Annotated in this window: 15 protein-coding genes; 10 read left to right on the forward strand and 5 right to left on the reverse strand. The window is 69.1% G+C overall.

Annotated features, from left to right (window positions below; genetic code table 11):
• Nucleotides 1-104 precede the first annotated feature (104 nt).
• The 6 genes from AC099J_RS22155 to AC099J_RS22180 all read left to right on the forward strand — a co-directional run bounded on the left by AC099J_RS22155 (nucleotide 105) and on the right by AC099J_RS22180 (nucleotide 7,885).
• Complete coding sequence (locus tag AC099J_RS22155; RefSeq protein ID WP_479617456.1) at nucleotides 105-1,001, forward strand: LysR family transcriptional regulator; 897 nt, start codon at nucleotides 105-107, stop codon at nucleotides 999-1,001.
• Nucleotides 1,002-1,242: 241 nt separating this feature from the next.
• A complete protein-coding gene (locus AC099J_RS22160; RefSeq protein WP_479617457.1) occupies nucleotides 1,243-1,968 on the forward strand; it encodes a GntR family transcriptional regulator in 726 nt (241 codons plus the stop codon).
• A 7-nt stretch (nucleotides 1,969-1,975) separates the two neighbouring features.
• Nucleotides 1,976-2,935, forward strand: coding sequence for an allantoinase PuuE (gene puuE, locus AC099J_RS22165; protein WP_479617458.1), 960 nt, complete (start codon nucleotides 1,976-1,978; stop codon nucleotides 2,933-2,935).
• A 2-nt stretch (nucleotides 2,936-2,937) separates the two neighbouring features.
• Nucleotides 2,938-4,728: a 2-oxo-4-hydroxy-4-carboxy-5-ureidoimidazoline decarboxylase gene (gene uraD, locus AC099J_RS22170; RefSeq protein WP_479617459.1), complete on the forward strand. Its 1,791-nt coding sequence runs from the start codon at nucleotides 2,938-2,940 to the stop codon at nucleotides 4,726-4,728.
• Nucleotides 4,725-5,960, forward strand: coding sequence for a M20/M25/M40 family metallo-hydrolase (locus AC099J_RS22175; RefSeq protein WP_479617460.1), 1,236 nt, complete (start codon nucleotides 4,725-4,727; stop codon nucleotides 5,958-5,960). The genes uraD and AC099J_RS22175 overlap by 4 nt, the downstream gene beginning before the upstream one ends.
• Nucleotides 5,961-5,965: 5 nt before the next feature.
• On the forward strand, nucleotides 5,966-7,885 hold the full coding sequence (locus AC099J_RS22180) for an esterase/lipase family protein (protein ID WP_479617461.1): 1,920 nt from the start codon (nucleotides 5,966-5,968) through the stop codon (nucleotides 7,883-7,885).
• Nucleotides 7,886-8,018: 133 nt separating this feature from the next.
• Here the strand turns inward: AC099J_RS22180 and AC099J_RS22185 are convergent, their stop codons facing one another.
• On the reverse strand, nucleotides 8,019-8,540 hold the full coding sequence (locus tag AC099J_RS22185) for a CinA family protein (protein WP_479617462.1): 522 nt from the start codon (nucleotides 8,538-8,540) through the stop codon (nucleotides 8,019-8,021).
• Nucleotides 8,541-8,696: 156 nt separating this feature from the next.
• Between AC099J_RS22185 and AC099J_RS22190 the strand changes: the two genes are divergently transcribed.
• The 4 genes from AC099J_RS22190 to AC099J_RS22205 all read left to right on the forward strand — a co-directional run bounded on the left by AC099J_RS22190 (nucleotide 8,697) and on the right by AC099J_RS22205 (nucleotide 13,589).
• A complete protein-coding gene (locus AC099J_RS22190; RefSeq protein ID WP_479617463.1) occupies nucleotides 8,697-10,127 on the forward strand; it encodes a malonyl-CoA decarboxylase in 1,431 nt (476 codons plus the stop codon).
• 177 nt (nucleotides 10,128-10,304) lie between these two features.
• Nucleotides 10,305-11,288, forward strand: coding sequence for a Bug family tripartite tricarboxylate transporter substrate binding protein (locus AC099J_RS22195; RefSeq protein ID WP_479617464.1), 984 nt, complete (start codon nucleotides 10,305-10,307; stop codon nucleotides 11,286-11,288).
• Nucleotides 11,289-11,436: 148 nt separating this feature from the next.
• A complete protein-coding gene (locus AC099J_RS22200) occupies nucleotides 11,437-12,975 on the forward strand; it encodes a malonate--CoA ligase (protein ID WP_479617465.1) in 1,539 nt (512 codons plus the stop codon).
• 383 nt (nucleotides 12,976-13,358) lie between these two features.
• A complete protein-coding gene (locus tag AC099J_RS22205; protein WP_479617466.1) occupies nucleotides 13,359-13,589 on the forward strand; it encodes a DUF2442 domain-containing protein in 231 nt (76 codons plus the stop codon).
• 60 nt (nucleotides 13,590-13,649) lie between these two features.
• Here AC099J_RS22205 and AC099J_RS22210 read toward each other — a convergent pair whose 3' ends face one another.
• The 4 genes from AC099J_RS22210 to AC099J_RS22225 form a co-directional block, all read right to left on the reverse strand.
• On the reverse strand, nucleotides 13,650-15,227 hold the full coding sequence (locus AC099J_RS22210) for an alpha/beta hydrolase (protein ID WP_479617467.1): 1,578 nt from the start codon (nucleotides 15,225-15,227) through the stop codon (nucleotides 13,650-13,652).
• 160 nt (nucleotides 15,228-15,387) lie between these two features.
• Complete coding sequence (locus tag AC099J_RS22215; RefSeq protein WP_479617468.1) at nucleotides 15,388-17,556, reverse strand: CHASE2 domain-containing protein; 2,169 nt, start codon at nucleotides 17,554-17,556, stop codon at nucleotides 15,388-15,390.
• 112 nt (nucleotides 17,557-17,668) lie between these two features.
• Nucleotides 17,669-19,594 carry a FecR family protein gene (locus tag AC099J_RS22220; RefSeq protein WP_479617469.1) on the reverse strand — a complete coding sequence of 642 codons (1,926 nt, stop codon included), beginning with the start codon at nucleotides 19,592-19,594 and terminating at the stop codon, nucleotides 17,669-17,671.
• A 74-nt stretch (nucleotides 19,595-19,668) separates the two neighbouring features.
• A complete protein-coding gene (locus AC099J_RS22225; RefSeq protein ID WP_479617470.1) occupies nucleotides 19,669-20,994 on the reverse strand; it encodes a surface lipoprotein assembly modifier in 1,326 nt (441 codons plus the stop codon).
• Nucleotides 20,995-21,126 lie beyond the last annotated feature (132 nt).

Below are 21,126 nucleotides of genomic sequence, written 5' to 3' on the forward strand. Positions count from 1 at the left end.
GGGCCTGATGGTCGCGCTGCGTCGCCCGCTTGGGAACGCCTGGGGGCGGATATGACTTATTCCAGATTGGAATGCGCAGGCGAACCGTGCCTACACTCGCGGCCATGGACCGACTCATGACCATGCAAGTCTTCGTGCGCGTCGTCGAGACCGCCAGCTTCAGCAAGGCCGCAGCCGAGCTGGGCACCACGCAGCCCACCGCCACCAAGGCCGTGGCCGAGGCCGAGCGCCGCCTGGGCGCGCGCCTGTTGCACCGCAGCACGCGCGGTGTGACGCCGACCGAGGTCGGCCTGCTGTACTACGAGCGCTGCAAGCAGGTGGTGCGCGAGGTCGACGGGGCCGAGAACGTCACCGCGCTGATGCAGAGCGGCGCCACCGGCACCCTGCGCATCAGCAGCTCGGTGGCGTTCGGCCGGCGCGTGCTGGTGCCGCTGGTGCTGCGCTACATGCATGAGCACCCGCAGCTGCAGATCGACCTGAGCTTCGACGACCGCTACGTGAACCTGGTGGAGCAGGGCATCGACATCGCCGTGCGCATGGGCCGGCTGGCCGATTCATCGCTGGGCGCGCGCTACCTGGGCAGCAACCCGTGGATGCTGGCCGCCGCGCCCGGCTATCTGCAGGCGCGTGGCCAGCCGCGCACGGCGGCGGCGTTGGCAAAGCACGCCTGCCTGGTCTACAGCAGCGTGCAGGGCGATGCACGCTGGCTGTTCCACGGGCCGGGTGGGGCAGAGCATTCGGTGCCGGTGAAGGGCCCGCTGCGCTCGAACAACCTCTCGGCCGTGCTGGCCGCCTGCCGCGCCGGCATGGGCCTGGCGATCCTGCCGTGGTACGTGGCGCGTGAGTCGGTGGCCGATGGGGCCATCGTGCAGCTGCTGGCCGACCACGGGTTGCCGTCGCAGGAGATGCATGCAGTGTTCCCGTCGCCCAAGCTGGTGCCGCAGAAGGTCAGCGGGTTCATTGGGTGGTTGCAGAATCAGCTCGACGGGGAGTGGTGGTGAGCTTTGCTTTAAACTGTATTCACTATTTACACTGTTTTGTATTGAATCGGAGGGAGTTCTCGCGCTGACACGGTGCCGCGAGACTGCTGAATCCACTTCGATATTCGGGTGTGGCGCGGCTGCCGATCGTTGCACTGGATAGGCAACAGACCCCCGCCGTTCGAGCAATTCCGGGAAACCACGCACTTGCAGTGGCTGAAGATGCTGTATACACTAAGTCCCACTCCCGTGCAGCCCCCTCATGCCCCGCAAATCCACCACCACCCTGCGCCTCATGGAGCCAGTGCGCACACCTCGCGCAGCGCCCAGCAGCACCGACCAGATCGTCGAGTCGATCACCAGCGCCATCGTGGAGCAGCGGCTGATGCCGGGCACCAAGCTGGTGGAGCAGCAGATCGCCGATGTGTTCTCGGTCTCGCGCACCGTCGTGCGGCAGGCGCTCAACCAGTTGAGCCGCAGCCGGCTCGTCACGCTGCTGCCGGCGCGTGGCGCGTTCGTGGCGACAGTCAGCGCAGAAGAGGCGCGCCAGGTGTTCGAGTTGCGACGCCTGGTCGAAGGGGGCATGGCGCGTGAACTGGCCGCGCGCATCACCGACGCGCAGCTGCACGAGCTGAGGGCGCACCTGCGTGAGGAGCAAAGCGCCGTCAAGCGCGGCGACATCACCGGCCGCACGCGGCTGCTGGCCGACTTTCATGTGGTGTTGGCGCGCCTGCTGGGCAACGAAGTGCTGGCCGAGTTGATCGCCGACCTGCTGTCGCGCTCGCAGTTGATCGCGCTGATGTACCAGAGCGGCCATTCGGCCGAGCATTCGCAGTCCGAGCACATCGAGATCGTCGAAGCGCTGGAAAAGCGCGATGGCCGCGCCGCCGCGCGTTTGATGGAAAGCCACATCACCAGCGTGGAACGCAATTTGCGTTTGGACCCGCGCTCCCCCGACCTTGCCGCCGTGCTGCGGCGCAAACCATGACGCCGACATGAACGCTTCGCCCAACGCCAGCCGGTACCCGCGCGACCTCGCCGGCTATGGCCGCAACCCGCCGCATGCGCAGTGGCCAGGCGGTGCCCGCGTGGCCGTGCAGTTCGTGCTGAACTACGAGGAGGGCGGCGAGAACTGCGTGCTGCACGGTGATGCTGGCAGCGAGCAGTTCCTGTCGGAGATGTTCAACCCGCCGGCGTTCCCAGATCGGCACATGAGCATGGAAAGCATCTACGACTACGGTTCGCGCGTTGGCGTGTGGCGGCTGCTGCGCGAGTTCGAGCGTCGTGGCTTGCCGCTCACCGTGTTCGGCGTGTCGATGGCGCTGGAGCGCAACCCCGAGGTCACCGCTGCATTCGTCGAACTGGGCCACGAGATCGCCTGCCACGGCTGGCGCTGGATCAACTACCAGACCTTCGACACCGATGTCGAGCGCGAGCACATGCGCATCGGGATGGAGATCCTGCAGCGCATCACGGGCCAGCGGCCACTGGGCTGGTACACCGGCCGCGACAGCCCCCACACGCGCCGCCTGGTGGCCGACCATGGCGGCTTCGAATACGACAGCGACTACTACGGCGACGATCTGCCGTTCTGGCTGCAGGTCAAGAAGACCGATGGCGCGCTGGCGCCGCAACTGGTCGTGCCCTACACCATGGATTGCAACGACATGCGCTTCGCGCTGCCGCAGGGTTACAGCCACGGCGACGAGTTCTTCCAGTACCTGCGCGATGCCTTCGACGTGCACTACGCCGAGGGCGCTGACCGGCCCGCCATGATGAGCATCGGCATGCACTGCCGCCTGCTGGGCCGGCCCGGCCGCATGCGCGCGCTGCAGCGCTTTCTGGACCACGTGCAATCGCACGACCGGGTCTGGGTCACGCGGCGCATCGACATCGCGCGCCACTGGAAGCAGGTGCATCCCTTCGATGCGCGCACCGCCTTTGTCTGGGAGTGAACATGCCACTGACCTTGGAGCAGCTGAACGCAGCCACGCAAGCCGACTTCACGGCGCTGCTGGACGGCACCTACGAACACTCGCCCTGGGTTGCCGAGGCGGCCTGGCCGGCGCGGCCGTTCGCCTCGCTGGCGGCGCTCAAGCACGCGCTGGCACAGGCCGTGCGCGATGCCGGGCGTGAGCCGCAACTGGCGCTGATCCGCGCCCACCCCGAGCTGGCCGGCAAGGCCATGGCCAGCAACACGCTGACGGCCGAGTCGACGAACGAGCAGGGCAAGGCCGGGCTGACCAACTGCACGCCCGACGAGCTGGCGCTGATCAGCCAGCTGAACCTGGCCTACATCGCGCGCTTCGGCTTTCCGTTCATCCTGCCGGTGCGCGGGCCGCGCGGCACGGGCTTGAACAAGCAGCACATCATCGCCACCGTGCAGCGCCGGCTGCAGAACCACCCCGACTACGAATTCGCCGAGGCGCTGCGTTGCATCCACCGCATCGCCGAGATCCGCTTGGACGACAAGTTCGCTGCCGCGCCTACGCTGGGCAACCTGGTGTGGGACTGGGCCGAGCAACTGGCCGCGCACAGCGACCCGGGCTATGCCGAACGTGGCGAGTTGACCGTCACCTACCTGACCGATGCGCACCGCGCCTGCGCTGCGCAGCTGGCCGCCTGGATGCGCGATGACTGCGGCTTCGACGAGGTGTCGATCGACGCCGTGGGCAACGTGGTCGGCCTCTACCACGGCAGCGACCACAGTGGCGGGCAAGAAGTGCCGCGCCTGTTGACCGGCAGCCATTACGACACCGTGCGCAACGGCGGCAAGTACGACGGCCGCCTGGGCATCCTCGCCCCCATGGCCTGCGTGCGCGAGCTGCACCGCGCCAAGCGACGCCTGCCGTTCGGTTTCGAGGTCGTGGGCTTCGCGGAAGAAGAAGGCCAGCGCTACAAGGCCGTGTTCCTGGGCTCGGGCGCGCTGACGGGCGATTTCGACATGGCGTGGCTGGACCAGAAAGATGCCGACGGCATCACCATGGGCGAGGCCATCCGCCACGCCGGCCTGCGCATCGAAGACATCGCCAGCCTCAAGCGTGATGCGAGCAAGTACCAGGGCTTCGTCGAGGTGCACATCGAGCAGGGGCCGGTGCTCAACGAGCTCGACCTGCCGCTGGGCATCGTCACCTCCATCAACGGCAGCGTGCGCTACGTGGGCGAGGTCGTCGGCATGGCCAGCCACGCCGGCACCACGCCGATGGACCGTCGGCGCGATGCAGCGGCGGCTGTGGCCGAACTGGTGCTGTTCATGGAAAAGCGTGGCGGCAGCGAGCCGCATCTCGTGGCCACCGTCGGCATGCTCGAAGTTCCCAGCGGCTCCATCAACGTCGTGCCGGGCCGCTGCAAGTTCAGCCTGGACATCCGCGCGACCACCAACGAGGCGCGTGACGCCTGCGAGCGCGATGTGCTGGCCGAGTTGCAGGCGATCTGCGAACGCCGCGGCGTGCACCACACGGTCGAAGAGACCATGCGCGCATCCGCCGCGCCCAGCGCCGCCGGCTGGCAGCACCGGTGGGAGCAAGCCGTGCAGGCCCAGGGCTTGCCGCTCTACCGCATGCCCAGCGGGGCCGGGCACGACGCCATGAAGCTGCACGAACTGATGCCGCAGGCCATGCTGTTCGTGCGCGGCGAGAACGCCGGCATCAGCCACAACCCGCTGGAATCGACCACCAACCACGACATGGAACTGTGCGTGCGCGCGTTCCAGACCCTTCTCGACCAACTCGCGAGCGAACCACGATGAGCAACACCACCTATGACGCGCTGGACCAATGGGTCGATGCGCATTTCGACGAGCAGGTCCGCTTCCTGCAGGCCCTGGTGCAGGTGCCGACCGACACGCCCCCTGGCAACAACACGCCGCACGCGCTGCGCACGGCTGCGCTGCTGAAGGCTTTCGGCTTCGACGCGCAGGCGCATGAAGTGCCGTTTGCCACAGTGCAGGCGCACGGCCTGGAATCGATCACCAACCTGGTGGTGCAGCGCCGCTACGGCAAGGGCGGCCGCGTGGTCGCACTGAACGCGCATGGCGATGTCGTGCCCCCCGGCGATGGCTGGACGCACGACCCCTATGGCGGCGAGGTGGAAGGCGGCAAGCTGTACGGCCGTGCCTCGGCTGTCAGCAAGTGCGACTTCTCCACCTTCAGCTTCGCGGTGCGGGCGCTGGAGGCGGCCGGCGTGCCGTTGGCCGGTGGCGTCGACCTGCTGTTCACCTACGACGAAGAGTTCGGCGGCGAACTCGGCCCGCTGTGGCTGCTGGACAAGGGACTGACCAAGCCCGATCTGGAAATCGCGGCCGGCTTCAGCTACCAGGTCGTCACCGCGCACAACGGCTGCCTGCAGCTGGAAGTGACGGTGCACGGCAAGATGGGCCACGCGGCTGTGCCCGAGACCGCCGTCGACGCGCTGCAGGCGGCCAACCGCATCCTGACCGCGCTGTACGCCGAGAACGGGGTGCTCCAGCAGACCAAGAGCGCGGTCAAGGGCATCAATTCCGGCTACATCAATGTCGGCCAGATCAACGGCGGCACCAATACGAACGTGGTGCCGGGCAAGGTCGTGCTGAAGGTGGACCGCCGCATGATTCCCGAGGAAGACCCGGAGGCGGTGGAAGCCGGCCTGCGCGCGATAATCACCAACGCGGCAGCGGGGCAGGACGGCATCACGGTGGAGGTCAAGCGCCTGCTGCTGGCCCGCTCCATGGCGCCGCTGGCGGGCAATGCACCGCTGGTCGATTCGCTGTGCCGCCACGCGACCGATCTGTTCGGCGAGCCGGTGGAAGCATCCGGCACGCCGCTGTACACCGACGCACGCTTGTTCAGCGAGCGCGGCATCCCGGCCGTCATCTATGGCGCCGGCCCGCGCACGGTGCTGGAATCGAACGCCAAGCGCGCCGACGAGCACATCGTGCTGGACGACCTGCGCCGCGCCACCAAGGTGGTGGCGCGCACGCTGTTCGACCTCTTGAAGGCCTGACGGCCGTGCCGGCGCGCTGGTGGTGGTGCGCGTTGGGCCTGCTGCTGCTGCAGGGCTGCGCCAGCGTCAGCGTCTCGTCCATCTCGCCGGCGCGCTACCTGGCCGAGCGGCGAGGCGATGCATTGACCAGCGGGCGCCTGAGCAGCGCCGCGCAAGAGGTGCTGAGGGTGGTCGGCATCGACCGCTGCCGCGAAGACACGCTGGCCTGCCGCGAGACGCTGCGCCTGGCCGAGGGCATCACCGAAGAGCAGCGTTTGTCGGCCTTGTCCGAGCTGTGGCTGGAGGCGGCGCTGGCGATCGACAAGTCCGTCCCCGGCCAGCCGCTGGTGCCGGACGACGCCACGCTGAAAGCCTGGCTGGAGACCGCGCGCCACGCCTACGCCTACCTGTTCCACACCGCGCGCAGCCCGGGCCAGCGCGCGTTCGAGGACCGGCAGACGCAGGTGCGCGACTACTACAACTACGCGGTGCAGCAGACCGTCACGCGGCTGTTCCACCGCTACCGCAGCGGCCCGGTGCCCGAGAGCCCCGGTACGCCCGTGGAAGTGGTGGGCTGGCGCGTCGGCAGCCGGGCCGATGCGCTGCGCCTGCCGCGCAACGCGGCGCTGCCTGACGAGCTGATCCCGGCCTCTTCGCTGCGTTTCTCCGGTCTGCGCAACACCTACCGGCGCGATGGCTTCGGCGCCGAGCTGATCGCCGTGATGCCACCGGCCCCTGAGGCCCAGGCCGATGCACAGCCGTTCGACGAGAGCCGCTTCCCGGTGATCACGGCGCTGCTGCGCTTCGACGGTGCCACGCTGGCCGAGGTGATGGCCACGCGCGACGTGCACGTGCTGCTGTTCGACCCGCACCGCAGCGACCAGGTCGACCTGGCCGGCGTCAACGTGCCGCTGGCCGCCAATTTCACGGCCGGCTATGGGCTGTGGCTGGCGCGCTCGGGCTTTGCCGTGCAGTCGCTGCGCACGCTATTCGGTCTGTCGGACGGCATCGTGCGCCCGCGCATTCAGCTGATGCAGCCCTACGACCCGAGCCGGCGCACCATCGTCATGCTGCATGGGCTGGCCAGCAGCCCCGAGGCCTGGGTCAATGTGGCCAACGAGGTGCTGGGCGATGCGCAGCTGCGCCAGACCTACCAGATCTGGCAGGTCTACTACCCGACCAATGCGCCGCTGCCGCTGAACCAGCGCGCCATCCGCGAGGCGCTGCAGCAGACGCTGGCGCACTTCGACCCGCAGGGCGCCACCCAGGCTTCGCGCGACATGGTGCTGGTGGGGCACAGCATGGGCGGCGTGCTGGCGCGGCTGCTGGTCTCGTCGGCCGGTGACCGCCTGTGGCAGGCGCTGCCGCCGACGCTGCTGCAGCGCGATGCTGCGGGCCAGCACCAGCGGCTGGACCCGTACATTGCCTTCGAGCCACTGCCCCAGGTCACGCGCGCCATCTTCATCGCCGCGCCGCACCGGGGCACACCGTTTGCGGACAACCGGTTCTCACGCCGCATCGCCAACCTGGTGACGCTGCCACTGACCATGCTGGAGCAGGTGGCCGACATGCGCGGGCTGTTCGTGCGGCCGGCGCAAGACGGCGACGGGGCGGCCGAGCAGGGGCCGCAGCGCATCCCCAACAGCATCGACAACCTGAGCGATGGTGACCCGTTCGTGCGCGCCGCCGCCGCGCTGCCGATCTCGCCGCGCGTGCGCTACCACTCCATCCTGGGCCAGGCCGACCCGGCGCTCGCGTTGCCGGTCAGCAGTGATGGCGTGGTGCCCTACGCCAGTGCGCACCTGCCGGGCGCGGTGACGGAGCGCGTGCTGCCGTCGCAGCACAGCGTGCAGGAACACCCGCTGGCGATCGTGGAAATCCGCCGCATCCTGCGCGAGCAGCTGGGCGCAAGCGCGACGGGCGCAGCGCCGGCCACGGGGCGCTGAGGCCGCTGCCCCTCTACGCCCACCCGCGAGGGGGACGGTCTGAGGCGGCAGCCGTTGCTCTTGCCCCCTCGCCGGCTCACGTCAGGGGGTCGGGCAGAGGGGGCTGCGGCCCATCATCGCGGATGGCCGCAACTCAGCGCGGGGCTGCAGTCTCCGCCTGCTCCAGACACTCCACGAACAACTGCAGCAGCGCCCGCGCGAACAAGTCCATGTTCACGGGCCGATCGGTCAGCCCTGTTTCCACCACGCGGGTGAGCGCCGTCGCCCCCACCACCGCCAGGCATGCGCGCCCGGCCGGGTCGCCATACGGGCTGCCAGATGGACCGGCCGCGCCGCTTTCGCCCAGCCCCCACACCGCGCGGTGACTGTCGCGCATCTTGCCCGCCACCAGCAACGCGTACGGCTCGGTCTCGGCGCGCAGCCCGGCCATGTCCGCAGCCGTCATGCCCAGCAGTGCGCGGCCCGCACGGCGCGAATAGACGACCGCACCGCCGAGGAAGTACGCCGACGCGCCGGGGATGGCCAGCAGCGCGGCCGAGACCAATCCGCCGGCCGACGATTCGGACACGGCCACCGTCTCGCCGCGCGCACGCAGCAAGGTGGCCACGCGGGTGGCGAGCTCAGCGAGCGGGGGCAGGTCGTGGGCGATGGGCATGGGGGTTGTCGGTGAGGGGAACGAGCGGCGATTGTGGCGTCACACCTTGGCCCCAACGCAGTTCCGCACGCGCGCCATGGCGAAAGCCCTCGACCCGCCTGGCCCGCGCTGCGGCTGGCAGCAGAGGTCGGGGTGACGGTGTTACAAGTCATGCCCATGAACGCTTCCGACTGGATCCCACGCAGCCTGGCCCGGCTGCTGCCCACACCCAAGGCCGGCAAGGTGGACGACCGCACGCCGAGCGCGCCGCGCAGTCTGCAGGCCCGCCTGCAGGCCACGCTGCGGCGCGACCCCGAGGCGCTGACGCCGAGCGCACTGCGCCGGCTGCTGGCGCAGCTGCAGGCGGTGGTCGATCCGCATGTGAGCGAGGTCGAGGCCGGCCGGCGCGCGCGCGAAGTGATGGGCTGGTATGCGGCGGCCACGCCCGCCGAGAGGCGCGACCTGTGGCTGCTGGTGGTCGAGCAGTTCGCCCCAGACGCCGACGAGGTGCGCGCCGCGCGCGAGCACTACGACGCCGTGCACGGCACGCCGGAGCAGGGCGCCGCCGAGATCCGGCTGCGCAGCGCCTTTGTCTCGCCGCGCACGCGCATGCTGCAGCGCTTCGTGGCCGACGCGCAGGGCCTGGGCTTCCTGGTCGAGCTGCGGGCCGAGCTGCTGCGCGAGCTCAAGGCCGACCGCCGCCTGCTGCCGCTGGACGCCGAGCTCGAAGCGCTGTTCACCACCTGGTTCGATGTCGGCTTTCTGGAGCTGCGGCGCATCAGCTGGGATTCGCCGGCCTCGTTGATCGAGAAGCTGATCCGTTATGAAGCCGTGCACGACATCCGCAGCTGGGCCGACGTGAAGAACCGCCTCGACAGCGACCGGCGCTGCTACGGCTTCTTCCACCCGCGCATGCCGAGTGAGCCGCTGATCTTCGTCGAGGTGGCGCTGATCGACCACCTGGCCGCCGGCATCACGCCGCTGCTGGACGAGCATGCTGCCGTGTACGACCGCACCAAGGCCACGACGGCCATCTTCTATTCCATCAGCAACACGCAGACCGGCCTGCGCGGGGTGAGCTTCGGCGACTCGCTGATCAAGCGCGTGGTGGAGACGCTGCGCGAAGAATTCCCCAAGCTCAAGCAGTTCGCCACGCTGTCGCCGATCCCCGGGTTTCGCGGCTGGCTGGCCAAGAACGCCGCCACCATGCTGGAGCGCCTGCCCGCCAAAGAGCGCACCGCGCTGGCCAGCGCGCTGGGCGCCAACCCGGTGCAGGCCGAGCATGTGCTGGCCGGTGCCGAGCGCGCGCTGGTTCTGGACGAATCCGCACCGCTGCGCCGCTTTCTGTTGCGCTGCGCCGCGCAGTACCTGGGCCGCGAGCTGGCCGACGGCCGGCCGCTGGACCCGGTGGCCCGCTTCCACCTGGGCAACGGCGCACGCATCGAGCGGCTGAACTGGGCGGGCGACCCATCGGCCAAGGGCCTCAAGCAGGCCTGCGGAGTGATGGTCAACTATCTGTACGATCTGCGCCGGCTGGACAAGCACCGCGCCATGACGGCAGCAGGCCGCATCCCGCTGGCGTCCGAGATCGAGCGACTGTTGCTCTAGCGCGCAGGCGCTGCCCGCAAGGCGCTACAAGGCGCGGCCCCGCGCGACGACACCACAAGAACGAACTGGAGCGAGACATCACACCGACCCGTGGCCACCGTGCCCACGTTCCCCAGCAGCAGGCGCTGACATTGCGCATTCGACGATTCGACAACCGCCTCCAAGGAGACAACACCCGTGATCCACAACCGCCGTGACATCTTGCGCATTGCAGCCGCCACCAGCGCCGCTTGCGCCAGCCCCTGGGCCTTCGCCCAATCGGGCTGGCCCACCAAACCCGTCACGGTCGTCGTGCCGTTTCCGGCCGGCGGCGGCACCGATGCGTTTGCCCGTCCGCTGGCGGCGCAATTCTCCAAGTTGACCGGCAAGACGCTGGTCATCGACAACAAGGGCGGCGCCGGCGGCACCGTGGGCGCCAGCATCGCCGCGCGCGCGCAGCCGGACGGCTACACGCTGTTCATGGGGGCAGTGCACCACGCGATTGCGCCCTCGATGTACCCCAAGCTCGACTACGACCTGGAGAAGGACTTCGTGCCGCTGGCGCTGCTGGCCAACGTGCCGCAGGTGGTGGTGGTCAACCCCAAGCGCGTGCCGGTGAACGACATCCGCGCCTTCCTCGATCTGGTCAAGCGCAGCCCGGCCAAGTTCAACTACGCATCGGCCGGCGCGGGCACCTCGCACCACCTGGCCGGCGAGCTGTTCAAGCAGCAGACCAAGACCTTCATCACGCACATCCCCTACCGCGGCGCGGGCCCGGCGCTGCAGGACTTGATCGCCGGTAACGTGGACGTGATGTTCGACGGCCTGGGTTCGTCGGCGGCGCACATCAAGGGTGGCCGCATCAAGCCGCTGATGGTCTCGGGCACCAAGCGCAACCCCTCGCTGCCCGACGTGCCCTGCGCCGCCGAAGTGGGCTTGCCCGACTACACCGTGACCACCTGGTACGGGCTGTGGGCGCCCAAGGGAACGCCGGCGGACATCCAGGCCCGCATCGTCGAAGAGGTCAACCGCGCGGGCGCGGCCGATGAGATCAAGGCCGTGTGGGCCAGCAACGGGGCGGACTTCGGCACCCTGACGTCCGCACAGTTCGGCAGCTTCGTCCGTGGGGAAATCCAGCGCTGGGCGGCCGTGGTCAAAGCCTCGGGAGCAAAATTAGACTAACCCCCCAGTCTTCGCGCTGCGCGCTTCGCCAACCTCCCTCTGCTGCGCGAGGGGGACGCACCCAGCGGCCTGGCAGAGCCAGTTCCGCGGGTGCCCTGGCGCAGGGCCAGCTGCGGGGCCACTGGATGCAGCGCCGAGGGAACCTGAGATGAACACCGACCACCACAACCACAACCTCTTCGTCGCGCTGCGCGCGGCTTTCCCCACCGATCTGGACGCCGTGGCCATCGACGCCGGCGCGTCGATGACCTACAGCTGGCGCGACCTGGAGCGCGCCAGCGCCATGATTGCCAACCTGCTCGACGGGCTGGACTTGCCGCCCGCATCGCGCATCGCCGTGCAGGTCGAGAAATCGGTCGAAGCCGTGCTGCTGTACCTGGCCGTGCTGCGCGCCGGCCACGTCTTTCTGCCGCTCAACACCGCCTATCAGAGCGCCGAGATCGGCTACTTCATCGGCAACGCCGAGCCGGCCGTGGTGGTCTGCAGCCCGGCCAATTTCGGCTGGGTCAGCAAGATCGCCTTCCAGAGCGGAACGCAGCACGTTTTCACGCTGGGCGACGACCGCGACGGCACGCTGCTGCAGCGCGCCGCGCACTGCAGTGACCAGCACGAGCCTGCACAGCGCGGGCCGGACGAGCTGGCCGCCATCCTCTACACCAGCGGTACGACGGGGCGCAGCAAGGGCGCGATGCTGAGCCACCGCAACCTGCTCAGCAACGCCCAGGTGCTCAAGGATTACTGGGGCTGGGAGAAGGGCGACGTGCTGGTGCACGCGCTGCCCATCTTCCATGTGCACGGTCTGTTCGTGGCGCTGCACGGCGCGCTGCTGAACGGCAGCAAGATGCTGTGGTTCTCGCGCTTCGACCCCAAGGCCGTGATCGCGCGGCTGCCCGAGGCCACTGTCTTCATGGGCGTGCCCACGCTGTATGTGCGCATGCTGGCCGAGACGGCCTTGAACCAGCAGGCCGTGCGCAACATGCGCCTGTTCATCTCGGGCTCGGCGCCCTTGCTGATCGAGACCTTCAAGGACTGGCAGGCCCGCACCGGCCACACCATTCTGGAGCGCTACGGCATGAGCGAGACGGCCATGCTCACGTCCAACCCCTGCCGCGCCGAAGACGGTGAGCGGCGCGGCGGCACGGTTGGCTTCCCGTTGCCGGGCGTGGACCTCCGGGTGGTGAACGATGCCGGCCAGGCCGTGCCGCGTGGCGAGATCGGCGGCATCCAGGTGCGCGGGCCGAATGTGTTCCAGGGCTACTGGCGCATGCCCGAGAAGACGGCCGAAGAGTTCACAGCGGATGGTTTCTTCAAGACTGGCGACGTGGGCCGTATCGATGCCGACGGCTACGTCACCATCGTCGGCCGCAGCAAGGACCTGATCATCAGCGGCGGCTACAACGTCTATCCGGCCGAGATCGAAGGCTTCCTGAACGACATGCCGGGCGTGGCCGAAAGCGCCGTGGTCGGCGTGCCGCACCCGGACTTCGGCGAGGTCGGCGTCGCCGTGCTGATCGCCCGGCCGGGCGCGGCGGTCGATGGCGATGCGCTGCTGGCGCAGCTCAAGGCGCAGCTGGCCAACTTCAAGATTCCCAAGCGCTGCTTCGTGGTGGGCGAGCTGCCGCGCAACACGATGGGGAAGGTGCAGAAGAATCTGCTGCGGGAGCAGTACAAGGGGTTGTTTGCGTGAGGTGGACGATTAACGAAGCCCCGAATGACATGGACGTGTCCTATGAAGAAGGCTTTTCAATACGTTCTGATTCACAACCCCACCGGGTTTGCATGCTTTCTCACTGTGTGGGTTGTGGGAGGAGGCTACTGGCTTGTCACACTCACTGGCCTTGTTGCTCCGGTTGACAACTGGATGATGTTCCAGTTCCTCGGGTCGTGTAGCTTGTACGTCTTCTTTCTTTTTCCTTTATGGAATTTTCTGTTTGGGAAGACGTTCTGATTGCTTGCATCGCCTTCGGATTGGAATGTGTCGATGCCGAACGCTGCGCGAGCTGGTCGAAGTGGCGCGAGCCAACCACGAAATGATCGAAAGGACTTGGGATGAGTACTTCGGCTGATGCAGTGCGTTTTGACGACGACAGCATGGGGGTGCACCTGGACGATGGCCGGGTCATTGCCGTGCCTCTGGCATGGTTCCCTCGGCTGCTGGCGGCCACGCCGGAACAGCGGGCCCAGTTCGAACTCAGTCCGCGCGGCATTCACTGGGAAGCGCTGGATGAAGACATCTCGATCGACGGCCTTCTGGCCGGTCATGGTGACCTGACCCACGGCCGCGCCGTGACGTCGGCCTGACGACTGGGGGTTGGCGAGCGTGCTGCCCGCCACATCCGCGCCACCGGAGCCGGCCCGACGTCAGGCCACCAGCGGGAAGGTCAGCGCGATGAACCAGGCGAAGGCCAGCGCGTTGGCGATCGCGGCCACCACCGGGCTCGCCGTGCGGGCGTGTGCCCAGCGGCTGAACAGCCCATAGACCACGAACAGCAGCAGGATGGCCGGCACGATGATCGCCAGGAAGAACAGCCGCCCCGGGTTCAGCGCGATCGCCAGCACGAGCGATAACAGGAAGGCGAGCTTGCTCGCGAAGTAGGCGCCCGTGGGCGCCGCGCGCCCCCGCGTCAGCCACTCGTCGGCCAGGAAGTACGGCAGCGTGCCCGCGCACAGCGCCAATACCAGCGGCACCCGCACCGCCTCGGGCCACAGGTTGAAGACGTAGCGGTCCAGCGGCACACCCACGGCGAGCAGCGCATAGGCCGTGGTCATCAGTGTGGCCATGGCGAGGGCCGCACGCTGCGAGCCCGGTCGGGCCGCTGGCCGCCAGCCCAGCAGCCACAAGCCGCCCAGGGTGAGCAGCCCGTACAGCGCGAAGTGCAGCAGCAGGTAGTCGCCCAGCAGAATGGGCAGTACGTCGGTGGGCAGCTTCCACAGCACCAGCGGCACCAGCACGGCCGGCGCCACGGTCAGCACCGCCTGGCCGCGCCGGCCCCACCAGCGCCGGCGCGCGGGCGCCGTGCTGGCTGCATCGGTCGCCGGCCCTGGCGCAGCCACACGCGGCAGCCAGCCCGCCAAGGGCCAGGCCAGTGCCACCAAGCCAAGCAGCAGCAGCCCGAGCGACGCAGCGCGCGCATCGATGAAGGGCTGCTGCGTACCCAGGCGGCCGAAGGCGGCGTTCAGCCAGGCCAGCGTCTGGGCCTGCGTGTGCGCGCTGTAGAGCACGCCGATGTGCTCCACGCCGGGCGAGAGCGTGGCGCGCCGTGCCGTGCCGTCGGCGAACTGGCCGTAGGTGGTGTCGAGCCTGGCCTGTGCACCCGCTACGCGGCCGACCACGCGCAGCGCCTCGTTGGCCATCATCTGCGGCTCCAGCGCACCGCTGACGACGAGCAGGTTGCGCGGGCTGTCGGGTGGTGTGTCGGCCACGATGCTCGGCGCAAAGAGCGAGATGCCGACGCTGGCCTGAACCGCGGGGTGGGCCTGCGCGTGGCGCACGATGATGTCCGACGCCATCGAATGCCCGAGCACGGCATAGCGCCCTTGGGCGCCCGCCAGGCTGGCGGCGAACGCGCCCATGTCGGCCATGGAGGCCATCAGCGTGCGCTGGCTCGCGTCCTGGTCGGCGAGGCCGCCCCGCATCGGCGACGGGTTGCGGCCATGGCCCGGCAAATCGAACGTGACGGCGACGAAGCCGTTGCGTGCCAGCGTCAGCGCAAAGGGCTGCATCAGTTGCTGAGAGCCGGCAAAGCCATGCGCGATCAGCACCACCGGCGCCGGTGCTGCAGTGCCTGCAGGGCGCCAGACCGTGACCGGCGTCTGGCCGAGGCGCATCGTCTGGACCGTGATGCCCTCCCGCAGCCGCTCCAGCTTGGCGACGCCCACCGCAGTCAGCAGCAGCGCCATCGCGCCGACCGCCCACCGCCACCAGGCTACGGCCCTCATGCCGGGGACGGGCCGGTGAGGCTGACGGCGGGGCACGGGCGAGTGGATGAAAGCTGGGGCATGCCCCGATTCTGCTGTCCGTTCCGTGCGGCGTCTGATCGCAGGCGAAAGCCCGCGTGTGCAGCGCGCTGCAGCGACGCTCTGGCGCGGCACGCCGACGCTATTTGTCGACCAGGGTAATCACGTCGCCCCGCTCGCCGCGGCGCAGGCGCTCCAGATGAAATTGCACCAACGGCTCCTTCGGTTCGCTTTGCGCCAACTCCTCGAAGGCAGCCAAGGCCTCGGGCTGCTCCGACGCCATCAACGCATACGCCTGCGCGTAACGCTCCAGCGCTGGCGCATCGACCGGCAGATCCAGCCCGTCATGCGCGGGCTGGAACACCTTCAGCGGTTTGGTCTTGCCCTTGAAGATCAACCGTCCCACGCAGCGCACCGCCATCGCCGGGCAGGCGACGAGCACATCTTCGGACACGCACAGTCGCGTGCCCAGGCTCTTGTTCGAACTCTCCAGCCGCGACGCGGTGTTCACCGGGTCCCCCAGCGCGCGGTAGTCGAAGATCGTCTTGCCGCCGAAATTGCCGACGATCACCTCGCCGCTGTGCACGCCGATGCGGGTGTGGCCGAACGGCACGCCGCTGGCCTGCTGCTTGAGGGCGAAGGCGGTCGCAAAGCGCTGCAGTTCCATGGCGCAGCCGACGGCCCGCTCGCGGTGGTCGGGCTGGGGAATGGGGGCCGAGAACATGATGGCGATGCCGTCGCCGACGATGCGGTCCAGCGTGCCCTGGTGCTTGAAGGCCACGGCGATCATGCCGTCCAGGTAGTCGTTCAACAGCCCCACAGCCTCGCTCGGATCGATGCGTTCCATGAGGCCGGTGAACCCCGCGAGGTCCGAGAAGATGAAGGTGCAGTGCTGCCGTTGGCCACCCAGCGCCAGCTGCTCTGGGTGCTGGACGATGTGCGCCACCAGGTTGGGTGAGACATAGCGCGAGAACGCTTGCGAGACCCATCGGCGGCGCTTCTCGCTGGTGTGGTGGCGCAGCAAGGTCGGCACGATGAAGGCGCCGATGATGCCGAGCGCGGGTGTCAGCGGATCGAGCAGCAGGCGATGGTCGGTGAACGCCCACCACGAGGTGGCGCCGATGGTGCCCAGCACGGCAGCCGCTGCCGCACTGGCGACGGCCGGCCTGGTGGTCAGGGCCAGTGCGCCGACCGCGATGCCGCCCAGCAGCAAGGTCAGGGCCTCGACGGCCTGCGCCCATGCCGGCCTGGACAGCAGGCCATCGGTCAGGATCTGCTCCATCGCCTGGGCGTGGATTTCCACGCCCGGCACCACATGGCCCTGGGTGCCGAAGCGCAGATCCAGCAGGCCTTGCGCGGAGCTGCCCACCAGCAGCAGCCGGCCTTCCAGTTCGCTGGCCGGTACCTGGCCTTGCAGCAGCTTCCACGCCGGGATGGTGCGCGCAGGCGCTGGCGGCGCGTAGTGGACCCACAGCTCGGCGGTCTGCGTCGTCGCAATGGCGTGACCGCCGACGCGGACCTCCTGCACGCCATCGGCCTCGGTCAGCACGGTGATGTTGCGCTGGCGCTGTGCCACGCGCAGCATCTCGGTGACCAGGCTGGGCAGCAACTGGTCGCCGACCCGCAGCAGCAGGGGCACCCGGCGCACGACGCCGTCCGAGTCTGGCAGGAACGCCAGGGCGCCCAGCCCGGCGGCATGGTCGGCCAATGGCTGGACCGGGCCGATCGTGCTTGCGAAATCCCGCAGGAAGGGGGCCGCCGGTGGGCCGAGCACCACGAACCGGGCCTGGGCAGGCAGCGATGCGGGGGCGGTGGCGCCGGGCGGTGCCGATGGTGCTGGCGTCGGCCGCAGTGCGAAGCCCAGCACCACGCCGCCGCCGGTCATGGCCTGCGCAAACACCGTGTCGTGGTCGGGCCGCACATCGGTGATGGCGCACTGGGTCGGCGACACCTGCCCGTTGCCTGCGGCCGCTGCCGGTGATGTCCTGTCGGGCTCGGCGAACACGACGTCGAAGCCCAGCGCCGCCGCCTTGGCGGCCGTGGCCTGCATGGCCAGTTGGGCCATGGTGGTGCGCGGCCACGGCCACTGGCCGATGCGCGCCAGGCTCTCCTCGTCCACATCGATGATGCGCACCGCCGTGTCTTGCCACACCCGCGGCTGCCAGCGCTGGTACTGATCGAACACTGCGTGGCGCAGGGTGCGCAGCCACGGCGGGTCCGCCAGCAGAACAGCAGCGGCCAGCAGCAGCAGGACCAGCCAGCCGGCCGCCTGCGCTGCGGTGCGCCAGTGGCGGCGGCGCGGCGAAGTCACGACGGGCGCGAGGCCGGGCTCTGCGGCCCGCGCATCCCCACGGGCCCGTCGGGGCGAGACGTTGTGCGCGCCAACACGCTGCGTTACCAGCGAGCGGGCAAACGACTGGCCCTCATGGCTTGAAGACCATGGCGCCAGTCACCACGCCCAGGCTGCTGCTGAACCCATAGAGCAGCCCGGCACGCGAGCTGCCGGCCCCGCCCACCAGGCCGCGCACGGCGGCCCCGTTGCCGAGCGCGCCTCGGCAGACACTGGCGCAGCCGGCGCCGGTGCTGGCGATCGATGCGGCGCCCGCGAAGCCGTAGGTGCCCGTCTGCTGCGCGGTGCCGGTCAAGGAGAAGGTCTGGCTGGAGACCGGCACCGTCAGCGCGAACGATGCGAAGCCGCCCGAGGTGCCGGGGAACGTGACCCGCAGGCTTCCACCCGCTGCGTTCTCCACGCCCGTGGCCACCAACTGCCCACGGGTCGAGGTGATGGTCGTGGCGGTCGAGCCGAACGAGTTGAACGTCTTCACCACCGGGAGCGAGGGCGTGCCCGAGAAGGTGAAGTAGTGAAGGGCGCGCGTCTGGCCCTCGCCACCCCTGTCGTCGTCATCGTCGTCGTCGTCATCATCGTCGTCATCGTCATTCGGGCCGATGTCGTGCCTGCCATCCGTCCAGCGGCCCCACGCGATGTTGCCGTCCGAGTGCGTCTGCGTCGTCTTGCCGTCGCTCAGAAACCTTGTTCCAGACCCCTCGCGTTCCCGCACTTCGGTCAGCTGCGTTCCGGTGAATTTGCGGTGGCCCACCGCTGTCAGTGCTTCCGTATCGCCGTTGCGGTCGCTGGTGACCGCCATGACCGTGCCCAGGCTCGACGGCATTGGAGTTTCGACCAGCGGTGGTGGCGCCGGCGTGGGGCCTGGCGCTGGGGCGGGGCTCGGGGCTGGAGCCGGGCCTGGCGCGGGGGAGGGTGCCGGAGAAGGAGAAGGAGACGGCCCAGGCGCAGGTGCGGGTGCAGGTGCAGTCCCAGTTGCGGGCGCAGGTGCAGGTGAGGGTGAAGGTGAAGGTGAAGGCGACGGCGACGGCGACGGCGACGGCGACGGCGACGGCGACGGCGCGCCTGGCCCGGCTGCCGGTGGCGCAGGTGGCGGATCGATCGGCGCGGGGGCCGGAGCGCCAGTCGGCGGCGAGAAACTGCCTGGGGCTGGCGCCGGCGCCACAACGGCGACGTCACCTGGAGGCGTTGGCTGATTCGGCTGGCCGGCATCGGCATCCGGGGCGACCAGACTCTGCAAGTACGTCTGCACCTGCTCCCCAGCAGAGCGCACGACGGCCGACGATGCGGTGGCGACCACCGTGGGCGTGGCAGGCTGGGCGGCGGCATCGGCCGAAGCGGTCTCCTGCGCCGGCGCCGGCGCGGCAGCACTCGTGGTGGCCGGCACCACGGTGGAGACCAGTTTCGACATGACGGGCTGGGCCGTGCGGCTGGCGGCAAACGCCGACATGCCGCGTGCGACGTCGCTGCACCCGGTGTCATTGCACAGCGCCACGCGGCCCCCGGCCACATTGACCGTGAGGCCGTCGCGCAGCACCGCGGTGTATTCCGTGCCGCGGATGCCGATCAGGCCGACCGGAGTTTCCATCCGGTAGTCGTCGGGGCGGGCCTTGCCGATCAATCCACTCACGGTGCGCAGGCCGCCCTTGAGCAGGCTCATGAAGCCTTTGGCGCCAGCGCCACCGGCAGCGCCCATGTGGTATTCGTCCAGGCGCAGGGCCGAGCCCGGATGCAGCGAGATCATGCCGCCATCGACCATGCGCAGCTGCACACCGCCGCTGCCGGTTTCGATGGTGTCACCGGAGGACAGCGTCATGCCTTGTGCGGCGGCGCGGCGCTTCCCGTCCGCCTGCACCACGCTGGCGCCGGCCGTGGCGAAGATGACCGTTGCGGATGGCGTGGATTGCGCATGGGCGTATCCGGTGATCGCGAGGGCAAGGCCGATCGCGCTCAGCTGCGGAAGCCGACGCCATGCAGTGGCGTTCGGGTGGCGTGGCATGTTCATGATGGTGGTTTCAATGGCTTGCGCCAGTGGCCGCGTGGCGGACAGGCTCGATGGGCAGAGGATGGAGCGCGGCTTCAATTGAACTCCCGGCGCACGGCCAGCTGCCAGACGACACGGCGGTAGGCATACAGCACGACATTGGAGTCGGCGCGTGCAAAGGACAGTTGCGGGGAGATGCGCCACAGCGGCGAGGGCGTGAAATGCACACCGGCCGTGAAGTCGAGCTGCCGGTCTTCGCGGCGGGTATCGAAGAATGGCTCGGTGCCGCCGTGGCGGCGGCGCTCGTACTGCAAGGCGGCAAAGACCACCTTGCCGGTGCCGACCATGGCCTCGGCGCCCACGCGAACGCCCAGCGCGCGGTGGCCGTAGTTGTCAAAGCCGGTGCCGCGGGCCTTCTCGTCGGCGTGGTACAGACTGGCGTAGGCGACCTGGCGGCCGTCATGGAACGCGCGCGCATAACCTGCTCCCACCACGGTGCGGTCGGCATCGCGGGCGTTGTCCTGCGCGTAGGCCAGCCGGCTCTGCTGCGCGAAGACGCTGAGCTGCGAGCGCTTGTCCAGCGTGTATTGCCACTGCACGGTGGCGCCGGATGCGCGGCGATAGCGGCGCTGGTCGATGTCGTACTGCGTTGTCTGCAATGCTGCGGAAAAGCGGCTCGCCCCCGTGGTGTATGAAACACCTGCGCTGGCGTCCACGTGGCGGTTGTCCATCTGCTCGACATTGCGGTGGTAGGTGCCGCGCGTGTTCACGGACGCATCGAGTTCCCAGGCGGCGGTCAGTGGCAGCCGCAGGCCCACGCCTGCGCCCAGGCCGGCGAACGTGTCGCCACGCTGCTGGTTTTCGGGCGCCAGGTTGAAGACGATGCCGCCGAACGCAGGCAGCGCGAACTGCCCAGCGGCCGTGGCGCTGTTGACGTTGCTGTCGTGGCCAAGGAAGGCTTCCACATGGCCCCGCCAGATGCTGGCGGCGGTGTCGGTCACCTCGGGTTCGATGGCGCCCAGCACGCGGTCGATCGCCGCAGCGGCCTCGGCCGGCATCTGACCGCGCCGCGCCGTGCGCAGCTCGGCGCGGGCGTTCGCCGGCTCACCGGCGGCCAGGTAGGCCCGCGCCAACTCGGCGCGCGCGAGGTTGTTGTCGGGCGTCAACGCGACCACGCGTTCCAGCGCAAAGATGGCGCGCGTGGGCTGTCCTGCGTCCAGCGCGGCGATGCCCAGCAGGTAGCTGTAGTGCGGATCGCCGGCGCGCTGTGGCTCGACCGGCTCCAGCAGGCGAAAGGCGGCCTGCGGCTGGCCCGCCGCCATCAGCGCACGCGCCTGGTCGAGCATCGGATCAGTGGGCTGTGCGGCGGCACAGAACGTGAGAAACGCCAACGTGACGGATGCGGCCGTCTTGTGGGCCATGCGGCGCAAAGCGCGGGCTGAACGGGAATGCAAAGCTTTGAATCCGGGGTTACGCGTTGTGTTGTTGTTGTGCTGTTGGGGTTCCTCTGAGGAGGGCGATTAGTCCATATTTTCGACTGAACCAATAAAAAC

This window comes from Rhodoferax sp. RT4P68, from assembly GCF_056521305.1.